This window comes from Pseudomonas brassicacearum (assembly GCF_918698105.1).
Taxonomy (GTDB): Bacteria; Pseudomonadota; Gammaproteobacteria; order Pseudomonadales; family Pseudomonadaceae; genus Aquipseudomonas; species Aquipseudomonas brassicacearum_F.
In genome coordinates, this window is the sequence record NZ_CAKKMI010000005.1 from 24,076 (window position 1) to 43,244 (window position 19,169).

Sequence of the window (19,169 nt, forward strand, 5' to 3'; positions counted from 1 at the left end):
CCTCAACGGTTGGCGTCGGAGTGCGTCATGGCGGTATAGAACAGCCAGGACACCAACAGAATGATCAGGAAGTACACCAGGGAAAACGCCGCCGCCGGGCCCAGGTCGAATTGGCCGATGGCCATCTGCGTCAAGGTCTGGCTCAAGAACGTGGTGGCGTTGCCCGGCCCGCCGCCGGTGAGTACGAACGGCTCGGTGTAGATCATGAAACTGTCCATGAAGCGCAGCATCACGGCGATCAGCAGCACGCTCTTCATCTTCGGCAACTGGATGTGCCGGAACACTGCCCAGTTCGACGCCCGGTCGATCCGCGCGGCCTGGTAGTACACGTCGGGAATCGCCCGCAACCCCGAATAGCACAGCAGCGCCACCAACGACGTCCAGTGCCAGACGTCCATCACCAGCACGGTGACCCAGGCGTCCATGGTGTTGGCCGCATAGTTGTAGTTGATGCCCAGGCCATTGAGGGTGGAGCCCAGCAGCCCGATGTCGGCGCGGCCGAAAATCTGCCAGATGGTGCCCACCACGTTCCACGGGATCAGCAGCGGGATCGCCAGGATGATCAGCACCAGGGACGACCATTTGCCCTTGGTCGGCATGGTCAGGGCGATGGCGATGCCCAAGGGAATTTCAATCAACAGCACGCACGCCGAGTAGATGAACTGGCGCAGCAACGAATCGTGCAGCCGTGGATCAAGCAGCACCTGTTTGTACCAGTCGGCGCCGACGAAGTAGCGGCTGGACTGGTCGAAGATGTCCTGCACCGAATAGTTGACCACGGTCATCATCGGGATCACGGCGCTGAAGGCCACCAGCAGGAACACCGGCAATACCAGCCACCAGGCCTTGTTGTTCTGCACCTTGTTCATGGCTGCACCTCGCTCAACGGTTCCAGCAAATACTCATCGGCATAGACCATCAGCCATTGGCCCGGAAAACTGATGTACGCCGTGCCTTCGGGCACGGGCTTGTCTTCGGCCAGACGCACTTTCAGCGGTACGCCATCGAGGTTGAGGGTCAGGATCTTGTAGGTGCCCAGGTCTTCGACGTGGACCACGTCAGCGCGCATCGCGTCGTCGTAAGGGCCATCCCAGACATGCACGAACTCGGGGCGGATACCGACCTTCAGGCTTTTGCCTTCAGCTTCGGCGACCCGACGTTGCAAGGTTTCCGACAGCGGCAAGTGGGTCGAGCCAAAGCCGACGCCACCGGGCTGCGCCGTGACCTCGATCAGGTTCATCCCCGGGCTGCCAATGAAGTAGCCGACAAAGGTGTGGCTCGGGCGCTCGAACAAGTCCCGGGGCGTGCCGAACTGCACGATCTGGCCGCCGTACATCACCGCGATCTTGTCGGCGAACGTCGAGGCTTCCAACTGGTCGTGGGTGACGTAGACCATGGTGATGTTGAACTGCTCGTGGATCTGCTTGAGCTTGCGCCGCAGCTTCCATTTCAGGTGCGGGTCGATCACCGTCAGCGGCTCGTCGAACAGGATCGCCGACACATCGTCGCGCACCAGCCCGCGGCCCATGGAGACTTTCTGTTTTTCGTCGGCGGTGAGGTTGCGGGCCTTTTTGTCCAGCAGGCTCTGCAGGTCCAGGACTTCGGCGATTTCCTGCACCTTGGTGTGGATCCTCGCCTCGGCCATGCCCTGGTTGCGCAGCGGGAATGCCAGGTTGTCGAACACGGTCATGGTGTCGTACACCACCGGGAACTGGAACACCTGGGCGATGTTGCGCCGCTCCGGGGTCAGGTCATTGACGACTTTGCTGTCGAACATCACCTGCCCTTCGGAAGGGCTGAGCAGTCCGGAAATGATGTTGAGCAACGTGGACTTGCCGCAGCCCGAAGGTCCGAGCAGCGCATAGGCGCCGCCCTGTTCCCAGATGTGGTTCATCTCGCGGATCGCGTAGTCCTCGGGGCCCGCCGGCGTGCTGGTGTAGCTGTGGGCGAGGTTCTGCAAACGAATTTCGGCCATCAGGCAACCCTCGCGATACGCTGCCCTGGGGCTTGGACCAGCTTGCCCTGGGCGTCGAAGACAAACAGTTTATGGGTCGGAATGTAGATGCGGATCGGCGCATCCACGTCGTACTCATGCACCCCTGGCAAGTGCAGCACCAGCAGGAAATGTTCGTTGCGCACGTGCAGGAACGTCTCCGAGCCACTGATCTCGGCCACCTCGACGGTCACCGCCAGTTCGAGGTCGTCGTCGTTGCTCGGCACCAGGGAAATATGGCTGGGACGCACGCCGAAACGGAACTCACCCTCGCCCACCGGGCGCAGGTCGACGTTCAGCGGGAAGTGCACGAAATTGGCGAAGCTCACCTCGTTGCCGGCGATGCGTCCCGGCATGAGGTTGATCGGGGGTTCGGAGAACAATTCGGCGGCCAGCACGGTTTGCGGCTGGTGATACACCGAAGACGATTTGCCGCTCTGGATCACCCGGCCCTCATGCAGGATCGTGGTGGTGCCGCCCAAGGCCAACGCCTCGTTGGGCTCGGTGGTGGCATAGACGGCGATGGTGTGGCGGGCCTGGAACAGTTCGCGCATTTCCTGGCGCAGCTCTTCACGCAGCTTGTAGTCCAGGTTCACCAGCGGCTCGTCGAACAGAATCAGCTCGGCGTCCTTGACCAAGGCCCGGGCCATGGCGGTGCGCTGCTGCTGGCCACCGGACAACTCCAGCGGATGGCGCTTGAGGAATTTTTCGATCCGCAACATTTTTGCGGTTTCCAGGACTTTGCCCTGGATGACCTCTTCGGACACACCGGCCTGGCGCAGCGGCGAGGCGATGTTTTCGAAAACGGTCATGGTCGGGTAGTTGATGAACTGTTGATAGACCATCGACACGTTGCGCAGGCGCACCGGGCGCTTGGTGACGTCGACGCCGTTCATCAGGATGCGGCCGCTGTCGGGCTTGTCCAGCCCGGCCATCAGGCGCATGAGGCTGGTCTTGCCGGACAGAGTGCGGCCCAACAGGACGTTGAAGGATCCGGGTTCGAAACTCAGATTGGCATCGTCGATCCAGGTCTGGCCTTCGACGGTGCGACAGATGTGCTCAAGCGTTAATGACATGGCTCGGCCTTTTTATTATTGGAGTCAAGCGACCCGAGAGAGAAAGCGAAAGCCGTGCCAGAAAATACAAACCCTTGATGCGCTTGAAATTTCCATTTGCCCGCAGGAAAAAGACGTTCGTTGATGAACACAAGTGAACAATCAGGGATGAACAATTGAACAACGAGTGGGTTGACAATGAACAATTTTGAACAACACTGAAAGAACGTTTTCGGCTAGCCTGGCCATGCCCATGTGGGAGCGAGCTTGCTCGCGATAGCGGTGTTTCAGCTGCATTGATGTGACTGACCCACCGTTATCGCGAGCAAGCTCGCTCCCACAAGGGTTTGTGTATGAAGTGCTATTCAGGCCTGCCCCAGCACAAGGAGTCTGTGCGAGACTTGCCACAACAATAAAAACAGCTCCTGCGAGAGTGCCCCCATGGCCGCACCTGCTCCAGCCTTGTCTCACGAGGCAATCATCCAGGCCTCCTGGTCCCGTTGCCGCGCCTTCGGCCTGAACCATCAGAGCGTGCCGGCCTTCGACCAGTTGCCCGCCCATGGCATCGCCCAGTTGCTGGAGAGCCAGCATTCGCTGGTGCAGACCACCCACCAGGAAGTCCTGCCGTATTACGAAAACATCCTGAGCAACTCCAACTGCCTGATCATGCTGGCCGACAACCAGGGCCAAGTGCTGACGTCCTGGGGCACCCAGCGCTTCATCGAACCGAAACTGGCCCATGGCTTCAGCGCCGGGGCGAGCTGGATGGAGCGCTGCACCGGCACCAACGCCATCGGCACCGCGCTGGCCTGCGAACAGGCGGTGCACATCGAACACGATGAACACTTCCTCAAGGCCAATCGCTTCATGACCGGCTCCGCCGCGCCGATCTTCGATGCCGAGCGCAAGGTCATCGCCGTGCTGGACGTCTCCAGCGACAGCTACCTGCCGCCCTCCCACACCCTGGGCATGGTCAAGATGATGAGCCAGACGGTGGAGAACCGGCTGATCCTCAACCTGTTTCGCGGTGAACACTTCCAACTGACCTTCAACACCGGCCTGAACAACCTCGACAGCCAATGGGCCGGGCTGCTGATCTTCGATGAGAGCGGCCAGGTCCTGTCCGCCAACCGCCGGGCCGACAACCTGCTGGGCCTGAGCCTGTCGCGGGTCAGCATCGAAAGCCTGTTCAAGGTCTCGCTGCTGGAGTTGCTGAACCAGCCCGACGGCCTGCCGTTCGCCCTGCAAGCATCCGGCAGCAATCGGTTCCAGTGCCTGCTCAGGCGCCCGAGCCAGGTGTCGATCAAGGCGCGGGTCTTCACCGAGCCCGCGCCCACGCCCATGCCTGCCTCGGCTCCTGCCGCCCATGTCATCAGCCTCAACACCCTGCACTTCGGTGACAGCCGCGTGGAGAAAGCCGTGCGCCAGGCCGAGCGCTTGCTGGAGAAGGACATTCCGCTGCTGATCCACGGCGAGACTGGCGTCGGCAAGGAAGTCTTCGTCAAAGCCCTGCACCAGGCCAGTTCGCGCTGCAAACAGCCGTTCATTGCCGTCAACTGCGCAGCGATTCCCGCCGAGTTGGTGGAATCGGAATTGTTCGGTTATGAAAAAGGCGCCTTCACCGGCGCCAATCAAAAGGGCAGCATCGGCCTGATCCGCAAGGCCGACCGCGGTACGCTGTTTCTCGACGAGATCGGCGACATGCCCCTGCCGACCCAGGCCCGGCTGCTGCGGGTCTTGCAGGAACGTTGCGTGCAACCGGTGGGCAGCGCCGAGCTGTTCCCGGTGGACATCCGCATCATCTCCGCCACCAACCGCTCGCTGCGTGAACAGGTGCAATTGGGGCGGTTTCGCGAAGACTTGTACTACCGCATCGGCGGCCTGACCCTGGAACTGCCGCCCCTGCGCGAACGCAGCGACAAGCAGGCCCTGTTCAAACGCCTCTGGGAACACCACCGCGAACCGACCCAATGGGCCGGCCTGAGCCGCGAGGTACTGGACCTGTTCGAGCGCCATCCATGGCCGGGTAACCTGCGCCAGGTCAGCAGCGTGCTGCAAGTGGCCCTGGCGATGGCCGAGGAACAACCGATCCGCCCGGAACACCTGCCCGACGACTTCTTTGTCGACCTTGAAATGGAACCGGTGCAGACGCCTGAGCCGCTGACGGTAGACCTGAACGATGCCGAGGACCTGAACCGTCAGTTGCAGGCAGTGGGCGGGAATATTTCACACCTGGCGCGACGGCTGGGGGTTAGCCGCAATACCCTGTACAAACGCCTGCGGCAGCTTGAAAGCTGATGCGAAACCTGTGGGAGTGGGTTTGCTCGCGATGGCTGGACTTGCTCTGTTGATTGAGTACATATCCGTTTTCGCGGTAACGGCTGTTTAGGGTTCCGCCCTGACGGCGGGTCACTTTTGGAAGAGCGCCAAAAGTAACCAAAAACGCTTTGCCCCACCACTTGGTGCCTCGCTTAGGCTCGGCATGCCCGAACGAAGGCATTGCTCCGTGGGCCCGCCGCGAAGGGCCATCCATGGCCCAGCGCGGCTATCCCGGCATCCATGCCGGGATGCCCACTACGCAATACCTGCGTTCGGCCATCGTGGTTAACGGGGCGCCGAGATCAACGTCCTTTCCGAGGCGGCCTAGTAGCCGACCTGACTCTCCCGGTCGCACACCCGTCAGACTTGTTTGAGCAGGACCTGTGGGAGCAAAGCTTGCTCGCGAGGCGGACTTGCGGCCGGCCTGGCTCTCCCGGTCGTACTCCCACAGGGGATTTGTGCTGAGTGCGGTACCCGAGAACAACTCGGAAAAACTGTGGGAGCGAGCTTGCTCGCGAAGGCGTCGGGTCAGCCAACATCAATGTTGAATGACACACTGCTATCGGGAGCAAGCCCGCTCCCACAGGCGTTTTGCTTAACTGATTGGCATTACTCCGACTTAGTCGAACGCGCCATTGAGCACTTCATAGATGATGCCAGTGGCGATCGCCACTAGGATCAGGTCCGTGCCGACCTGTTGCCACTCATAACCGTCATAGTGCGGCAACCGCCCCAGCAGTCGCCCATCGAGCTTCTTGGCGATACCGGGTGGCAACGGCTTGCCTCGTGCAAGATTTTTCTGGATGCCTGGCGGCAGCGCCGGGCCGGGGCTCCAGTAATCGCGATAGCCGCCAATCACACCGAGGATGCCGCCGCGGTCAAGACTCGGGCCGTTATGCCAATCGCCGCCACCACCGCCTTGGTTGCCTTTGCCGCCCTGGTTGCCCTTGTTACCGGGATTTCCTTGACCGCCCTTGTTGCCCTGCCCGCCTTTGCCTCCCTGCCCTTGACCGGGACCTTGATCGAATTGAGCATTTCCCTTGCCGTTACCCGGGTCCGCGACAACAATGCCAGGGCCCACCGCCAGGGCGAAACAGGTCACTGCAGCAATCAACGAGCGCGATTTGAACATGGCAGTTCTCTCAAAAAAGGGATGTCGCCTGTAAAGATATAGAGACTAACGGTGATATTAGTTCCATATCACACTGCGCGCCGCTTGCCTGGACCGGATAACACCTGAACACAGCAATCAAGGAGTTTCATGCGCAAGGATTACCTGGCTTTTTTCGTCTCGATGTTCCTCTCCCGGTTGGCCGACCAGATTTTGCTGTTCATCGTTCCGCTGATTGTTTTCCAGACCACCAACAGCGTCACCTGGGCAGGCCTGGCGTTCTTCGTCGAGTCCTTGCCACGCTATCTGGCGTTCCCGATCTGCGGCGCGCTGTGCGACAAGTTCTCGCCGATTCGCATCCTGCACATCAGCCAGGTCTATCGCGCCGTCGCCTGCGGGGTGACGGTCGTGCTCTATGGTGTCTTCGGCGGTATCTACTGGATCGTCGCGCTCTCGGCCCTGTGCGGCGTGCTGACCACGCAGGGCATCATGGCCCGCGAAGTGGTGATGCCGTACATCTTCAAGCACTACACCTACACCAAGACCCTGTCCTACTCGCAAATCGCCGACCAGACCGGCTTGGTACTGGGCCCGCTGATCGCTGCGCTGCTGCTTGAGGTGTGGGCGTGGCACTGGGTGGTGCTGGCGATTGCCGGGCTGTTCCTGCTGGCGGATCTGGCGATGCTGTATTGGCAACGCATCAGTTCGGTCACCCTGCAAACCTTCGAACAGCATAACGACCTCTGGCTGAACCCGCTGCGCATTGCCTTCGGCCACATTCGCAACCTGGCGGAACTGAAAAAGATCATCAGCCTGGCGGTGGGCGTCAACCTGATCATCGGCGTCACCCTCGCCACCTCGGCGGCCATGGTCATCGGCCATTACGGCGCCGGCAAGGATGACTACGCAGGCTTACAGGCAGCCGGTGCCGTGACCACCATTCTCATCCTGTTTTTCCTGGCTCGGGTCACCTTGCCCTTGAAACTACTGGGCGCCCTCTCCTACACGCTGATTGCCGTCGGCGCCTTCATCACTGCCCTCAGCCCGAACACAGGGGGCTACGTCGTCGGTTTCTTGCTGATTGTCGGTTTCGACAAAATGTTCAACGTCTACTTCCGGACCCTCCGCCAGCAAGTCATTCCGCCCCAGGACTTCGGCAAGACCGTCGGCGTCATCACGCTGCTCAACAACCTGTCGCAACCGCTCGCGGGCCTGCTGGTCGCGGTGCTGGCCGCGCCGGTTGGAACGCAGCAGGTGATTCTGCTGCTGGCGGTTGCCACCAGCCTGATCGGAGCCGCAGTGGTTGTGCTGCACAGGCATTCGACATACCGATCAAGCGTCTACAACGCCGAGACCGACTGACCCTATCGGGGGGCGGTTTGTATTCTCAGTGACTTATTGTTGAGGCATGGTTGCAACGTTGCCGACGTCAATCCACGTCTACTCCGCCATTCGTCACCTGTTGAATATCGGGGCCAACAGGCGGCCACGTCTGGCTCAGGGTTTGCACTGGCCTGTCTCAGCAGCCAAGAACGACGCAATTCTGACGCGGCGGCAAATTAATCAATGCTTGGTCAGCAAACGGAGATGTACCGTGTCAACTCTCAACGAAATCGCAGCGAATCACGCGAGAATGGCAAAGTTAAAGGAAGAAGAGTCGATGCGGCTGAGTGCGCTTCAGGGTCAGGTGGTGGGGAGTTTTGAAATTCCACCCATTGAGGCGCCACAGGAGATGTCGCTGCACTTTATGACGGGTGTACAGGATCACTCGTTTGGGGAAGCGGCGGCGCTGAGTTTTTGACCTGGGTGTTGATGGGGTTTCGTCGCTCGCTTGTTCGCGGGCGACTCGACCTTTCAGAACTGCCTGGCTAAAGCAGCTGCAAGTATGCCGGCCGCAATTGCCGGCAGCGGTTTTTTCAGTGTCAGCATGACGATTGCCGTGGTCAGCAAAGCCAGGCGTGCGCCGTTGTCCCCTTTAACCGCCAGCGGGGCCAGCACCGCCACCAACACCGAACCGGACATGGCCGTGATGAACTGCTGCACCCTATAGTTGATCGGCACGAACGACATCACGAAAACACCGCCCCACCGAGTCGCCAACGTCACCGCGGCCATTATCAATATGACAACCAGGGTGCCGTAACCCGCCGTTTCAATGCTCATTGTTTTTTCTCCATCCACAGCGCGCCCAGAATGCCCCCCGCCAAAGCGCCGACCACAACATGACTGTTCGCCGGCAAGTACCAGTAAGCCAACAGCGATGAGCAGGCCGCCACGCTCCAGATGATGAACATGCGCAGGTTTTTCTTCCCGCCGACGACCATCGCCAACAAGAAACAGCCCATCACCATATCGAGCCCGAAACTGACCGGGTTCTCAATGGCGCTGCCAAAATGAAGCCCCAGCCAACTGCCCAGGATCCACGCGACCCAGAGTGCAATGCCGCCGCCGAATAAAAGCCCGAGCCCCGGCTTGCCACGACTGAACGCCTGCATCGCCATGGCCCAGTTGGCGTCCGAAACAACCAGCATGACACCGTAGCGTTTGGCAACGGGCAGCTCCCGCAGCCACGGGTAAAGCGTCGCGCCCATCAATAAGTGCCGGGCGTTGATGGCGAAGACGGTGATCATCAGCGGAACGATCGGAACTTGCTGCCCCCACAGGTCGAGTGCGGCAAATTGAGAAGCGCCGGCAAAAACCAGCGTACTCATGAGCACGGCTGAGGTATCACTCAGGCCCGTTTGCGCAGCCGCCAGGCCGAAAGCAACGCCGAACACGACGACGAAAAGAGAGATTGGGAGCAGTTGTTTGAAACCGTCGTAAATGTGATTCAGCTTTAGCTCATGCAAATGGGGTTGATCGTTCGACAAGACATCGCCTCTTTTTGGTTATCCACGGTGTAAAAGCTGGGAGTATGAAGCTGAATCTTCATGTCGAACACTTCTTGGCGGGCCTATACCCATCAAGCCAGCGAATCCTGTGAGTCGTAAAGCGCGCGCTTAGCGCGAGGGCGAGACTCCTGACGGCGTTGGAGCAACTGAAACCCCGCTGAAAAAATTGAGTGAAGCACGTCACAGACCAAGCGACCACTCAAGCGGCCAGTGCGGAATATTCCACACCAATGGCCATAAAACGGCAAAATAAACACCTCAGGCGTTTCACTCGCGCCCTTCGTCAAAGATCAAAGCAATCAATGCGCTAGAAACAGAGCACAGGATTTCTTGGAAGAAAGAAAAACTACTAATGGAAAGCAGGAGCCTTGCAAAATGAGCACAACTGAACAAGTACAAAGCACGGGTAAATACAGCGCCAAATGGCAGGAACGCTTTGACTTCTTTGACACTTACGGCGCACCAAACGACCCACGCTACAAGGAAGCCGTCAAGGCACTGCCTGGCGTCAAGAAGAAAATCCTCATCAACGCCAACGTGATTGCGTTTTTCTTCGGCCCGATCTACCTGTTCGTTCTGGGCCTCTGGAAGAAAAACCTGGCCCTGCTGGGTATTTTCGTGGCGATCCACATCGCATTGAGCGTGATTTTCGCAATCATCGGCATGGAATTTCCCCGTCCTTTGAGTACGGGCCTGAGCATCGCCATGTCGATGATGTACGCACTCATGGCCAACTACGCGTACTACCTCAAGGAAGTGAAAGGCGAGCAAGGCTGGAACCCGTTCAAAGGCATGCGTCTCTGATTGCAGGCTTGGGTCATCAAGAGCCCGCACCTCATCATGAGTGTGCGGGCTTGTTGTTTCTGAGGGTTTAATTCTTGGGGAGCAGCATCAGCCGACGCTCAACTGCCCCGATGAGCCGAATGTTGTTTTTTTACACCATTTTTAGCCTTGCGCTCAAAATAGGTATGAACGAACCACAGTGCCAGGGCAAACCCGGCAAAGCCAAAAATGAAGAGCAACACCTCTATCGCAGTACCTTCATGAGCAAACATTGTATTCACCTCATCCTTAAGTGGGTTGACCAAAAATCGCCATGCTTGAAATTTCTCGTAACAATCCAAACATTTTCAGGGTAGTCGCCAACAACCTGTGTGGCAACCCTTGGTCCGGCATACCCCCCCGGTCTAGACGAGTCGCCGACCAATGACACCCCGCCCCGCGGGTCAATGAGTGGTTTCATAACGGTCGTTTTACCGGCTTCATTGATTGCGGTCGGCTGGATGTCGCGGATCCAGCATCGGCACCTGGGGAACGATGAGCATACCCGACATGCAAACAACTCAGCGGGCGTTGGACACAGAACCCTCACCGGCCTGCGCCGAAAGCGGAACATCAAACACTCGATCAAACACCCACTGGAAAACCAGCGCGTAAAAAAAGAAAAACACGAACAACCCCAGGTTGGTCACCAATGCCAACCACAGGCTGATGCCCAGCCACGCGCCAATCACAGGTGTAAGGATCAACGTCAAGCCGCCTTCAAATCCCAGGGAATGCAGCAGTCGTCGCTGCCAGTTTCGATGGCGACTGGGTTGGCGACGTTCCCACCACTCGAACAGGCCGTTGAAAAGCATGTTCCAGGCCAGCGCAACGGCGGAAATCACCAGCGACAGCAGGGTTGAATAGCCCATCCCTTGTTCGTAGGTCAGCGCCAGCGCCGGGGCCACGAACAGCACGCCGCCGGCTTCGTAGAGGATGGCCTGAAGGATTTTACGGGGCGTGCCTTGCATCGCTGGGCTCCTGGAGTGAGGTGGGAGACCACAGCCTGGCAAGTTGAGCACCCGCGCACAATTGAGCTAAATTGAGCCACGCTCAACCTGAGTAACCTACCCACCCATGTTCGCCAAACTGCCCCTCACCGCCTTGCGCGGCTTCGAGTCCGCCGCACGGCTGGGCAGCTTCAAGGCAGCGGCCCAGGAACTGAATGTCAGCCCGGCGGCGATCTCCCATCAGGTCAAAAGCCTTGAAGCCTTCCTTGGCGTGCGGCTGTTCGAACGCTCCAGCCAAAGCGTACGCCTGAGCGCCGATGGCGAGCGCCTTCAGCCGTTCATACACCGCGCCCTGCTTGATATCCAACATGGCCTGCAGGTGCTGTCACCGCCTTGTGCTGCACAGTCGCTGGTAGTGAGCACGACGCCGGCATTCGCCAGCCTGTGGCTGATACCGCGGCTCGGGGATTTTCATCGGTTGTACCCGGAGATCGACGTCAGGCTGCATACCAGCAACGACGTGGTCGACCTGCAGCGTGACGCCAGCATCGACCTGGCGATCCGCGCCCTCTTCACGCCTGACCCACAGCTGTTCGAACAGCCTTTGCTGGACGAGTACTTTGGCGTTTATTGCCGCCCCGGCTGGCAACCGCCCGCAGCAGGCTCGCCCGTCGAACTGATCGACGTGCCGTGGCTGAGCAGTGCAAAGGTGGCGGTCGACTGGCCTGCGTGGTGCGCCAAGGCCGGCACCCTGGGCTGGCTGAAGAACGCGCGTTTTCGGCGTTATGACGAGGAACAGCATGCCCTGCAGGCGGCGATCGCCGGGCACGGGCTGGTGCTCGCCAGCAATGTGCTGGTTGCTGAGGCTGTTGCGCGTGAAGAGCTGGTTGAATATCGCCCTGAGGTTCGTTTGGCGGGTGCGCGGTATACGGTGGTATGTGTGCCGGGGCGGGAGCGGCAGACGGCGGTGCGGGGGTTTAGTGAGTGGTTGTTGGGGCGGAGTATTGCTGAAGCGGATGCTCCTGCCAGCGACACCTTGGACCAAGACTGATTCAATGGCGCCTTCAGCGCGGAAAAAGGGCAGGATTCGCCCCGCCCCTTTCCTTCCGCCCCGTCAGGGAAGAGGCGGATTCACAGCAAAATCCGTAGGGATATTGAGAAAGGAATGCCAAGCATCTACAGCATCATGATGCCGCTGGGCAGCATCCTCCCAAAAAGGACCGGATACCTCTTTCGCAGAAACCAGCATCATCATTTTTATCGTCGCAGCGTCCAGCTCTTTGAGAAGCTCATGGGATGTGGCCCTGAATTCTTCGAACGACGTCATTCCATTTACCTCGAGCGGTATTCACCGCAATTGAGAAATACATATTTCTCTATGAGTGGAGTCCCCCGGGTGACAGCAATTCCAAAAGGTTGGACCGCCGGTAAATTCATTTCGAAGCCAGCCTTTAGCGGCAATGGCGCTCGCAGCACACGGTTGAGCTCTCATAAGCCATAGTGACGAGAAGTGGAGATCTTTCATTTGCTCTGGCGTGGAAAGCAGAAACCGCAAGAACGATCAAATGCTGTCCCCATCCATTTGATAACGTCGCTTCAGCATTCATGGAGATTCGTCATGCTGAATATCGAAAGGGCCCTGTGGTATATCGAGCTGGAGCTGGGATCCCAACTCGATCTGGGACGTGTCGCACGCCATTGCAACATGTCTCCCTTTGCCTTGGCCCGTTTGTTTGCGCTGTCGACGGGCTGGTCGGTGATGCGTTATATCCGCGCACGGCGTTTAAGCCAAGCGGCATTGACCTTGCGTCAAGGTGCGCCGGATATCCTGAAAGTAGCGCTGGATGCTGGCTACGGCTCCCATGAAGCCTTTACACGCGCCTTCTGCGATCTGTTTGGGCTCACTCCAAAGCAGGTGCGTGGGCACGAGGATGAACATCTCTCGCTAGTGGAGCCTTTACGCATGAAAGAAAGGAAGCTCATAACACTCTCTGAACCTCGCTTTGAAACTAGAGCAGAGTTTTTCATCGCGGGTCTGGGGAATCGTTTTACCTTCGATAAGAACGAAGGCATCGTCGGCTTGTGGCAAGCGTTCTCCCCCTACCTGGGACAGATACCCAATCAGGTAAACAACTGGAGCTATGGCCTGTGCTGTAATCCTGAACCGGATGGCAGTTTTGAGTACATTGCCGGCACCGAGGTGTCCTGTGTCGAAGGTCTTCCTCCGGCTTTTCGGTATTTCAGGGTGCCGCAGCAAAACTATGTCGTGTTTCGGCATCAAGGCCATATCTCGACGATCCATCAGACCTTCTTCACCATTTTCAATCATTGGTTGCCTGAGTCCGAATATGAGCTTGCCGACGCGCCTGAGTTCGAACAGTACAGTCCTGATTTCGAACCCTCCCGAGGGAAGGGTTACGTGGACGTGTGGATACCGCTTGCCAGACGCCAAGCATTCCATGCCATAAATGTATAAATCAGACCACTAAGCATGGAGCCCGCCCCATGAGTTTCAATTGGCACAGTGATCAGCTCACAAGAAATACGACAATATGCAAGAATTACCGAAACACCCAAAACGTCCGCAGATTCATGGTCGAACACTGCGGCGCGGACTTTAAATTTGATAGGGGCTTTATGGCCTGGATACGTAATGGCGTACCTAAAACGCTCGGCGAAGCCGTCGATGAGTGGCTGCAGCGCAATCGCGATATCCACTGAACATCCCACGGGCATCAGGCCCAACACTCTGGATGTTCAAATGGGCGCCCACGCAAGGTGACTTCGCAGGATGTTACTCTGGTCAGGGTGACGTGCTAGCCGAATTTAAACCTACTATGCCCCGGAAGAATCATACCGTTTGACAAACCGGCGCTCGTCGACCGCGTAACCGTGCTGTTGATAAAAAGTGTGAGCCTGTATTCGATGATCACTGCTAGTCACCTCAGCTCGGACGCAAAGCTGCTCTGTAAAAAACGCGTCAGCAGCGGAAACAAGCATTGCCCCTACTCCTTGTCCTCGGAAATTTTCATCAATGACAAGGGAAGTTATGCGTCCGAGCCTACCCGGCTGATGAAACAGCTCAAGTACGTGCAAGCTTATGACACCGACAATATTTTTACCGTCTTGTGCCAGCAGCACGGTATCGCGAGCGCTAAGCTCTAAAGCCTCAAGCTTATCTCGGATTAGCTTTTGCGAGACTTGGTAGCCTAACTGGCCTAGGAGTTTGGACACCGATTCTGCATCGGCTAGTAAGGCTTTTCGCACTTTCATGTTGTTCTCAACAGGGTATTGCATAGGCTCGCCCATCATTTGTATCCGAGCGGCGCAGGGATGCTACTCACTGGACAAAAATCGGTCGATGATCATCGAGACCGCTTGCACCGGAGAGGTCAAGGCTGTGTCTATGCAAAACGGAGCTTCCTCCCACGGCTCATATTTATGATCCAGTACCGACTGCCAAGTGGGTGGAGTCAGCCCGGGAACATCAACCATCCTTGTTTCGACCCGGCGCTGATGTTCATCTTTATCGGAACAAACCACTTGGATATTTGCCAATCGAATACCAGCCTGTGAGGCGATTTCGCTCCACGCGACTCGGCTTTCGAGGACGGGATTGACACAATCAACGATGACTGTGCGACCCAAACGAAGGTTGCTCAGGGCAAGCTCATTAGCAACCATGTAACCACTGCGCCCTACATCTTGCGCAAGAGCACCCGAGTTTCGAATCGCCTGTTCAATCGTATCGATCCGCAGGTACACGGCGCCTGTTGTAGCGGCAAGATCATTAGCGATAGTCGTTTTTCCGGTGCCGGGAAGGCCGCTGAAGACGATGAGCATTCCATGTCCTTCGATTAGTGAGCTAACCCAGTGTAGCCAGCAGCCAGTTATGCGACAGCGATTGGAAACCAGGGACAGACCACGATTTTAAAACTCGTACTGGACGCAATCTTTCACATCCCTTTCACAGCCGAGCGCCTATGGTCATCTCAGCTCCTAGTGAAACCCTTTTAGCCCGGCCTCCCCAGTCGGGCTTTTCTTTGCGCGCCAAAGGTACGCCGACGCCGTGAAACCAGGGACAAGACCACGATTTTGCCCCCCTTGTAATCGGCCCGTTTTATATCGTGGGTGTGTCCCATTTCTCGTCACGCTTCAATGAAGAACCCTGCGACTCTCCCCAATCCTGATCCTGTCGAGCGCCCTGTTTAAAGCATCCAAGGCATCGAGCAGGGCTTTCGCCTCAGCCTCCCGGCCATCGCCCCAGAGGCGTTCCGCCATTTTGTTCAGTGCCTGGATGGAGCGCTCAATGTCAGCAGCCGTCGCTACTTTGCTTTCCTGAAGTTTCTTTGGCATTGATCAACCCTTCCTAGGGGCGTTGCTTCATCAGCTTCGACGCAGATACATCACGGCAGAGCGCTACGCAGCGTTCCCTACCCATCCCACCGCCGATGCCCCAATCAGCGCTTCGCGGACTCACACTGGACGCGCAGGTCATGATTGTCGATATTCCCGCAACTACTGCTGCCGGTGGTGGCATTGCAGTAGGCGCGCTGGTCATGGTCATCAATGTTGCCGCAGGAACTGCTACCCGTCTCCGCGTTGCATCGCGCACGCAAGTCATGATTATCGATGTTGCCGCAACTGCTGCCGCCCTGCTTGGCATTGCAATAGGCACGCTGGTCATGATCATCAATGTTGCCGCAGGAACTGCCTCCCAGCTCTGCGTTACACGCCGCACGCAAATCGTGATTATCGATGTTTCCGCAACTGCTGCCGCTTTCCCTGGCATTGCAATAAGCGCGCTGGTCATGATCATCGATGTTGCCACAACCGGCAAAGGCGTAACCGCTGAACATCAATACCATCGCAAGAATCAGTTTCATTTCATACTTTCCTGGGTCTGCCAGGAAACAGCCTGGCACTGGTTGATCCTCATTTATTGAGCGTCGCGACACGCTATCAAATTGACATCATTCTAAGGAAAAGTTCCGGGGCCGGATTGAGTGAAGCTGGAGGGATGCAGCCGGGCGTGAGGTGGGAAACAGGAGCAACAGGGGACAGACCACGATTTTGAGTTCATCTGTAATCAGCCCGTCTCATAATCGTGGCCGCCCCGCGCCCCCTCAATCCTTTAACTCTCACCTCATCTATTCGCACCATAGAAGTGATTCAGCACCATTAGCTCAAACACAGCCACCAATGCGCAGAACGCGATGAAACCGGGGCTGAAGACCCGCTTGGGCTTGGATGGGCCGTCGCCCAGCCAGGTCGCGTCGGAGTAAAAGGAAAACACTACGAGAAATACCAACAACGCATAGGTCCACGCCTTGCTCCAGACTCCCTGTGTTTTCCATTGAGTCATCCGCGCTCTTCCGCAACCCGCTTTATTCGTCGACTCATGACGCCGGTTAACCAGGATCGCATTACTTGGCTTTTGCGCTCTTGATATCACTTATGATTTTTTGGGAAATAGCCTGGACCTGCTCTTTGGTCATAGCCGACATGACACCTTCCCAAGCCGATGAGGACGTGTCATAGGTGCGAGTTCCAATCAGGTGACCCGATTTCAAGTCCGAGTAGTCTGCACTGGAATTGACCCACGCATTTCCCACCATGACCCCGGCTCCGTAGCGCGCGCCAGGGGTCAGGTAACGGAAATTGGTCACGTTGATCTTGATACCGACACCGTCCTTGCCCTCGAGGCTTGATGCCTGAGCCTCTTTAAGGCTGTAGCCGGCGCGAGTTGCTTCGACTTGCAGGGCGTCATTCCACTCTTGCTTCAAGCGAGGCCAGTCCTCGTTTTGTTGAACCTTGCTATTGCCTTGAAAGTTTACGACCAGGTTCTGCTTGGCTGACTCCTGAATGACGAGCGTTTCAGTCCCGCCGCTTTTTACAGAGGCAGCGCATCCGCTCAACATCAAAACAGCTACCGCGCAGGACAGCGCAATCGGAAGCTTGGATGTGTTCATTGAATTTCCATATCCACAAAATCGGTTGAGAGAGGGGTTAAATATCCCGCTGAGCCAGATGGGCCCACACGCTGGACGCGCAGAATTTAGCACCATTACTTCGCTGCTACGAGCCAAGAACGGGCCAGGTGCGTGCATTAATCTGACGGCCTCAGAATCGTGGTTTTGTCCCTTCTTACCGGCGCGAAATCAGTGCTTACACAGGCGCCTATGGGCAGGTAACAGCCTTTCGAGCCTGCTTCTTGGTCCACAGCAGACGACCATTGATTCGTCCCTCAGACCATGACTCGGTAACCAGAGCGCAATTGCCGCTCTGGTTCTCAACAAACGACCTTGGATAACCTTCAGGCTCATCTCCACCCAGACGCATCCAATTTGGATCTGGCGAGGTCACTGATTGATAAGGCATGCAGGCTGCCAGTGTGACCAGCGAGAGAGCCAAAACTACCTTTTTCATTTAAGTCCCAATTAATTGACGAGTGTCTGGGCAAAACGCGGAGTGTAGATTGACTGGATGTTTTCCCAGCGCGAGCTACGACGGGGACTTGCTGCAAGTGCCGCTATGGAATCCACCTCGATCGGAGGAAACCAGAAAGCTGGGGACAGGCCGCGATTTGAGTTCAAGTCTAATCGGACCGCTTCATAATCCTGGTCTGCCCGCATTTTTCTTGCATCCGCAGCCCACAAGACCATTGTCGCGATTGACGATGAGGAGATGGAGACAGACTCCGATTTGAACTCATGATCACTCTCCAACCCACTGTAACGCCACCCTAATGCTCGCCCCCTTCGGGCTCGGCTCGTGAAGAAGGCACGGAAACGACGGCAAGGGTTTAAATTGGACCAGGCCATATCCAAGCGTGCCTGCACCATCTCATTCTTCGCCTGAACGATCTGCCCTGCCAAACTTAGCGCCCTCCTTTTGAACTCCCTGTGAAGCGCCTGCTCCTCGGTCTCGTTTCCCAGTGGCTTAACCTCCATCTCGGAAAATGTGAAAAGCGTTTTGTCGCTGAGCACACAAAACGTGCCGCGACATTTTTGTATTTCACCCTGAAAGACAAAATCGACCGAAATGAACGCACGTTCGTCCATGTCTATGTAGTACAGCGGCTCACCTAGGAGGTTTCGAACTTTTCCGTCCTGGTGAATCCGGCCAAAGGGCGCCCCATCGCTGCCCCGGCCTTTGAAGACCAGATAGCGGCCGTTCGTGTAGTTGTACGGCATTAACGGTCCTCATTCCGAATAGACATCGGAACACATGGTTTGGCCATTCTCTGTTCCCATCCGTGACCCTTTCACGCAACGCTATCAGGTCAGGATTACCGATGCTCAACTTCTTCTGGCGACTGCTCGCCGAGCTGCTGGCGCGCCCGGCAATTGCCACCCGGGTCATCGAGCGTGCCCAGCGCCCGCCCTGTGAGGGGACTACGCGGGCGCTGGCGGGCGCTGGGGACAGACCACGATCCTTTTCAACCACACGAATCATCGGCATTTTTCCAGCTTGAGATGAGGGGGATGGCATGGTCAAATAACTGATAGCCTTTTGACATGGATATTTCAGTTGAAGCAGTACCGCGGACCCATCCTCTTTTTTTCAGCAATGATCTCACTCTTTGTGCTGCTTCAACTCTGGCATGCACGGTCTGCTTCGGAAGACAAAAAGGAGGAGCGAGAACGCCAGCTTAAAGGGACCGCGCTCATCATGAATGCCCAGTCCCAGAAGACGGTCGATGACACTCGCCTTGATTCGGTGACCTATCAAGACGGTATCATGCGTATCTCCTACACGCTTACAAAAACCTCGAAAGATGAAATCGATTCCGACGCATTTACGAAAGACAAAAAAGCTCTTGCGGCCTCTGTATCCTGCGATGAAAAAGGTCTAGGACAGTTCGTGAAGTCGGGGCTCTTGATCAGATACACAATCAATGACTCAAGCAGTGCTCCGATCACTGACTTTCAGATAAGCAAGTCCGATTGCCTTTGAAGGTCAGCCCTGAATAAGCCCGCCTCTCTCGCGGGCTTTTTTATGCGTGCCATACCCGCTCTCTCGACG

Annotated in this window: 24 protein-coding genes; 8 read left to right on the plus strand and 16 right to left on the minus strand. The window is 57.1% G+C overall.

Annotated elements, in window-relative coordinates; all coding sequences use genetic code 11:
* Positions 1–2: 2 nt before the first annotated feature.
* Genes LQ215_RS03295 through LQ215_RS03305 form a run of 3 tightly spaced genes read right to left on the minus strand, consistent with a single transcriptional unit; the run spans position 3 to position 3,069 of the window.
* Positions 3–869, minus strand: coding sequence for a carbohydrate ABC transporter permease (locus LQ215_RS03295; protein WP_030142069.1), 867 nt, complete (start codon positions 867–869; stop codon positions 3–5).
* Positions 866–1,975: an ABC transporter ATP-binding protein gene (locus LQ215_RS03300; protein WP_230147420.1), complete on the minus strand. Its 1,110-nt coding sequence runs from the start codon at positions 1,973–1,975 to the stop codon at positions 866–868. The genes LQ215_RS03295 and LQ215_RS03300 overlap by 4 nt, the downstream gene beginning before the upstream one ends.
* On the minus strand, positions 1,975–3,069 hold the full coding sequence (locus LQ215_RS03305) for an ABC transporter ATP-binding protein (RefSeq protein ID WP_230147421.1): 1,095 nt from the start codon (positions 3,067–3,069) through the stop codon (positions 1,975–1,977). The genes LQ215_RS03300 and LQ215_RS03305 overlap by 1 nt, the downstream gene beginning before the upstream one ends.
* 420 nt (positions 3,070–3,489) lie before the next feature.
* Between LQ215_RS03305 and LQ215_RS03310 the strand changes: the two genes are divergently transcribed.
* The gene (locus LQ215_RS03310; protein ID WP_230147422.1) at positions 3,490–5,346 is read left to right on the plus strand and encodes a sigma-54-dependent Fis family transcriptional regulator; all 1,857 of its coding nucleotides are present in this window, start codon (positions 3,490–3,492) and stop codon (positions 5,344–5,346) included.
* Positions 5,347–5,986: 640 nt separating this feature from the next.
* On the opposite strand, the gene LQ215_RS03315 is transcribed toward LQ215_RS03310, so the two are convergent.
* Positions 5,987–6,499 (minus strand): anti-virulence regulator CigR family protein, encoded by a 513-nt coding sequence (locus tag LQ215_RS03315; RefSeq protein ID WP_230147423.1) that lies wholly within the window; start codon positions 6,497–6,499, stop codon positions 5,987–5,989.
* 129 nt (positions 6,500–6,628) lie between these two features.
* Here LQ215_RS03315 and LQ215_RS03320 point away from each other — a divergent pair, with 129 nt between their 5' ends.
* Together LQ215_RS03320 and LQ215_RS03325 are read left to right on the plus strand one after the other, a co-directional pair.
* Positions 6,629–7,840, plus strand: a complete 1,212-nt coding sequence (locus LQ215_RS03320) for an MFS transporter (RefSeq protein ID WP_230147424.1) — start codon at positions 6,629–6,631, stop codon at positions 7,838–7,840.
* A 232-nt stretch (positions 7,841–8,072) separates the two neighbouring features.
* Positions 8,073–8,279: a hypothetical protein gene (locus LQ215_RS03325; protein WP_027912993.1), complete on the plus strand. Its 207-nt coding sequence runs from the start codon at positions 8,073–8,075 to the stop codon at positions 8,277–8,279.
* A 53-nt stretch (positions 8,280–8,332) separates the two neighbouring features.
* On the opposite strand, the gene LQ215_RS03330 is transcribed toward LQ215_RS03325, so the two are convergent.
* On the minus strand, positions 8,333–8,641 hold the full coding sequence (locus LQ215_RS03330; RefSeq protein ID WP_003203770.1) for an AzlD family protein: 309 nt from the start codon (positions 8,639–8,641) through the stop codon (positions 8,333–8,335).
* Entirely contained in the window at positions 8,638–9,348 is a 711-nt protein-coding gene (locus LQ215_RS03335; RefSeq protein WP_230147425.1) for an AzlC family ABC transporter permease, read from the minus strand. The genes LQ215_RS03330 and LQ215_RS03335 overlap by 4 nt, the downstream gene beginning before the upstream one ends.
* Before the next feature lie 396 nt (positions 9,349–9,744).
* Here LQ215_RS03335 and LQ215_RS03340 point away from each other — a divergent pair, with 396 nt between their 5' ends.
* Positions 9,745–10,173, plus strand: coding sequence for a DUF2628 domain-containing protein (locus LQ215_RS03340; protein WP_230147426.1), 429 nt, complete (start codon positions 9,745–9,747; stop codon positions 10,171–10,173).
* Between the two features lie 98 nt (positions 10,174–10,271).
* On the opposite strand, the gene LQ215_RS03345 is transcribed toward LQ215_RS03340, so the two are convergent.
* Positions 10,272–10,424 (minus strand): hypothetical protein, encoded by a 153-nt coding sequence (locus tag LQ215_RS03345; RefSeq protein ID WP_230147427.1) that lies wholly within the window; start codon positions 10,422–10,424, stop codon positions 10,272–10,274.
* A 288-nt stretch (positions 10,425–10,712) separates the two neighbouring features.
* Positions 10,713–11,162 (minus strand): PACE efflux transporter, encoded by a 450-nt coding sequence (locus LQ215_RS03350; protein ID WP_230147428.1) that lies wholly within the window; start codon positions 11,160–11,162, stop codon positions 10,713–10,715.
* Between the two features lie 106 nt (positions 11,163–11,268).
* Between LQ215_RS03350 and LQ215_RS03355 the strand changes: the two genes are divergently transcribed.
* Positions 11,269–12,192, plus strand: a complete 924-nt coding sequence (locus LQ215_RS03355; protein ID WP_230147429.1) for a LysR substrate-binding domain-containing protein — start codon at positions 11,269–11,271, stop codon at positions 12,190–12,192.
* 63 nt (positions 12,193–12,255) lie between these two features.
* On the opposite strand, the gene LQ215_RS03360 is transcribed toward LQ215_RS03355, so the two are convergent.
* Positions 12,256–12,468 carry a hypothetical protein gene (locus LQ215_RS03360; protein WP_175360877.1) on the minus strand — a complete coding sequence of 71 codons (213 nt, stop codon included), beginning with the start codon at positions 12,466–12,468 and terminating at the stop codon, positions 12,256–12,258.
* A 291-nt stretch (positions 12,469–12,759) separates the two neighbouring features.
* Between LQ215_RS03360 and LQ215_RS03365 the strand changes: the two genes are divergently transcribed.
* Together LQ215_RS03365 and LQ215_RS03370 are read left to right on the plus strand one after the other, a co-directional pair.
* A complete protein-coding gene (locus tag LQ215_RS03365) occupies positions 12,760–13,617 on the plus strand; it encodes an AraC family transcriptional regulator (RefSeq protein WP_230147430.1) in 858 nt (285 codons plus the stop codon).
* A 29-nt stretch (positions 13,618–13,646) separates the two neighbouring features.
* A complete protein-coding gene (locus LQ215_RS03370) occupies positions 13,647–13,862 on the plus strand; it encodes a DUF6434 domain-containing protein (protein ID WP_230147431.1) in 216 nt (71 codons plus the stop codon).
* A gap of 114 nt (positions 13,863–13,976) precedes the next feature.
* Here the strand turns inward: LQ215_RS03370 and LQ215_RS03375 are convergent, their stop codons facing one another.
* From LQ215_RS03375 to LQ215_RS03405, 7 genes are all read right to left on the minus strand, one after another.
* Positions 13,977–14,414 (minus strand): GNAT family N-acetyltransferase, encoded by a 438-nt coding sequence (locus LQ215_RS03375; protein WP_033028208.1) that lies wholly within the window; start codon positions 14,412–14,414, stop codon positions 13,977–13,979.
* 63 nt (positions 14,415–14,477) lie between these two features.
* On the minus strand, positions 14,478–14,984 hold the full coding sequence (locus LQ215_RS03380; RefSeq protein ID WP_230147432.1) for an AAA family ATPase: 507 nt from the start codon (positions 14,982–14,984) through the stop codon (positions 14,478–14,480).
* A 312-nt stretch (positions 14,985–15,296) separates the two neighbouring features.
* Complete coding sequence (locus tag LQ215_RS03385; protein ID WP_230147433.1) at positions 15,297–15,497, minus strand: hypothetical protein; 201 nt, start codon at positions 15,495–15,497, stop codon at positions 15,297–15,299.
* A gap of 104 nt (positions 15,498–15,601) precedes the next feature.
* Complete coding sequence (locus LQ215_RS03390; RefSeq protein WP_038858728.1) at positions 15,602–16,027, minus strand: hypothetical protein; 426 nt, start codon at positions 16,025–16,027, stop codon at positions 15,602–15,604.
* A 260-nt stretch (positions 16,028–16,287) separates the two neighbouring features.
* Positions 16,288–16,506, minus strand: coding sequence for a hypothetical protein (locus LQ215_RS03395; protein WP_230147434.1), 219 nt, complete (start codon positions 16,504–16,506; stop codon positions 16,288–16,290).
* Positions 16,507–16,567: 61 nt separating this feature from the next.
* Complete coding sequence (locus LQ215_RS03400; protein WP_230147435.1) at positions 16,568–17,113, minus strand: hypothetical protein; 546 nt, start codon at positions 17,111–17,113, stop codon at positions 16,568–16,570.
* Between the two features lie 468 nt (positions 17,114–17,581).
* A complete protein-coding gene (locus tag LQ215_RS03405; RefSeq protein ID WP_230147436.1) occupies positions 17,582–18,337 on the minus strand; it encodes a hypothetical protein in 756 nt (251 codons plus the stop codon).
* Between the two features lie 337 nt (positions 18,338–18,674).
* On the opposite strand from LQ215_RS03405, the gene LQ215_RS03410 reads away from it, so the two are divergent.
* On the plus strand, positions 18,675–19,100 hold the full coding sequence (locus LQ215_RS03410; RefSeq protein ID WP_230147437.1) for a hypothetical protein: 426 nt from the start codon (positions 18,675–18,677) through the stop codon (positions 19,098–19,100).
* Positions 19,101–19,169 lie beyond the last annotated feature (69 nt).

What these genes read in the sequence shown, in the direction of transcription:
- LQ215_RS03395 (WP_230147434.1), bottom strand. Translation starts at nt 16,506, where the DNA reads ATGACTCAATGGAAAACACAGGGAGTCTGGAGCAAGGCGTGGACCTAT.
- LQ215_RS03405 (WP_230147436.1), bottom strand. Translation starts at nt 18,337, where the DNA reads ATGCCGTACAACTACACGAACGGCCGCTATCTGGTCTTCAAAGGCCGG.
- LQ215_RS03360 (WP_175360877.1), bottom strand. Translation starts at nt 12,468, where the DNA reads ATGACGTCGTTCGAAGAATTCAGGGCCACATCCCATGAGCTTCTCAAA.
- LQ215_RS03390 (WP_038858728.1), bottom strand. Translation starts at nt 16,027, where the DNA reads ATGAAACTGATTCTTGCGATGGTATTGATGTTCAGCGGTTACGCCTTT.
- LQ215_RS03350 (WP_230147428.1), bottom strand. Translation starts at nt 11,162, where the DNA reads ATGCAAGGCACGCCCCGTAAAATCCTTCAGGCCATCCTCTACGAAGCC.
- LQ215_RS03300 (WP_230147420.1), bottom strand. Translation starts at nt 1,975, where the DNA reads ATGGCCGAAATTCGTTTGCAGAACCTCGCCCACAGCTACACCAGCACG.
- LQ215_RS03375 (WP_033028208.1), bottom strand. Translation starts at nt 14,414, where the DNA reads ATGAAAGTGCGAAAAGCCTTACTAGCCGATGCAGAATCGGTGTCCAAA.
- LQ215_RS03305 (WP_230147421.1), bottom strand. Translation starts at nt 3,069, where the DNA reads ATGTCATTAACGCTTGAGCACATCTGTCGCACCGTCGAAGGCCAGACC.
- LQ215_RS03385 (WP_230147433.1), bottom strand. Translation starts at nt 15,497, where the DNA reads ATGCCAAAGAAACTTCAGGAAAGCAAAGTAGCGACGGCTGCTGACATT.
- LQ215_RS03330 (WP_003203770.1), bottom strand. Translation starts at nt 8,641, where the DNA reads ATGAGCATTGAAACGGCGGGTTACGGCACCCTGGTTGTCATATTGATA.
- LQ215_RS03295 (WP_030142069.1), bottom strand. Translation starts at nt 869, where the DNA reads ATGAACAAGGTGCAGAACAACAAGGCCTGGTGGCTGGTATTGCCGGTG.
- LQ215_RS03355 (WP_230147429.1), top strand. Translation starts at nt 11,269, where the DNA reads ATGTTCGCCAAACTGCCCCTCACCGCCTTGCGCGGCTTCGAGTCCGCC.
- LQ215_RS03370 (WP_230147431.1), top strand. Translation starts at nt 13,647, where the DNA reads ATGAGTTTCAATTGGCACAGTGATCAGCTCACAAGAAATACGACAATA.
- LQ215_RS03365 (WP_230147430.1), top strand. Translation starts at nt 12,760, where the DNA reads ATGCTGAATATCGAAAGGGCCCTGTGGTATATCGAGCTGGAGCTGGGA.
- LQ215_RS03380 (WP_230147432.1), bottom strand. Translation starts at nt 14,984, where the DNA reads ATGCTCATCGTCTTCAGCGGCCTTCCCGGCACCGGAAAAACGACTATC.
- LQ215_RS03340 (WP_230147426.1), top strand. Translation starts at nt 9,745, where the DNA reads ATGAGCACAACTGAACAAGTACAAAGCACGGGTAAATACAGCGCCAAA.
- LQ215_RS03400 (WP_230147435.1), bottom strand. Translation starts at nt 17,113, where the DNA reads ATGAACACATCCAAGCTTCCGATTGCGCTGTCCTGCGCGGTAGCTGTT.
- LQ215_RS03315 (WP_230147423.1), bottom strand. Translation starts at nt 6,499, where the DNA reads ATGTTCAAATCGCGCTCGTTGATTGCTGCAGTGACCTGTTTCGCCCTG.
- LQ215_RS03320 (WP_230147424.1), top strand. Translation starts at nt 6,629, where the DNA reads ATGCGCAAGGATTACCTGGCTTTTTTCGTCTCGATGTTCCTCTCCCGG.
- LQ215_RS03310 (WP_230147422.1), top strand. Translation starts at nt 3,490, where the DNA reads ATGGCCGCACCTGCTCCAGCCTTGTCTCACGAGGCAATCATCCAGGCC.
- LQ215_RS03345 (WP_230147427.1), bottom strand. Translation starts at nt 10,424, where the DNA reads ATGTTTGCTCATGAAGGTACTGCGATAGAGGTGTTGCTCTTCATTTTT.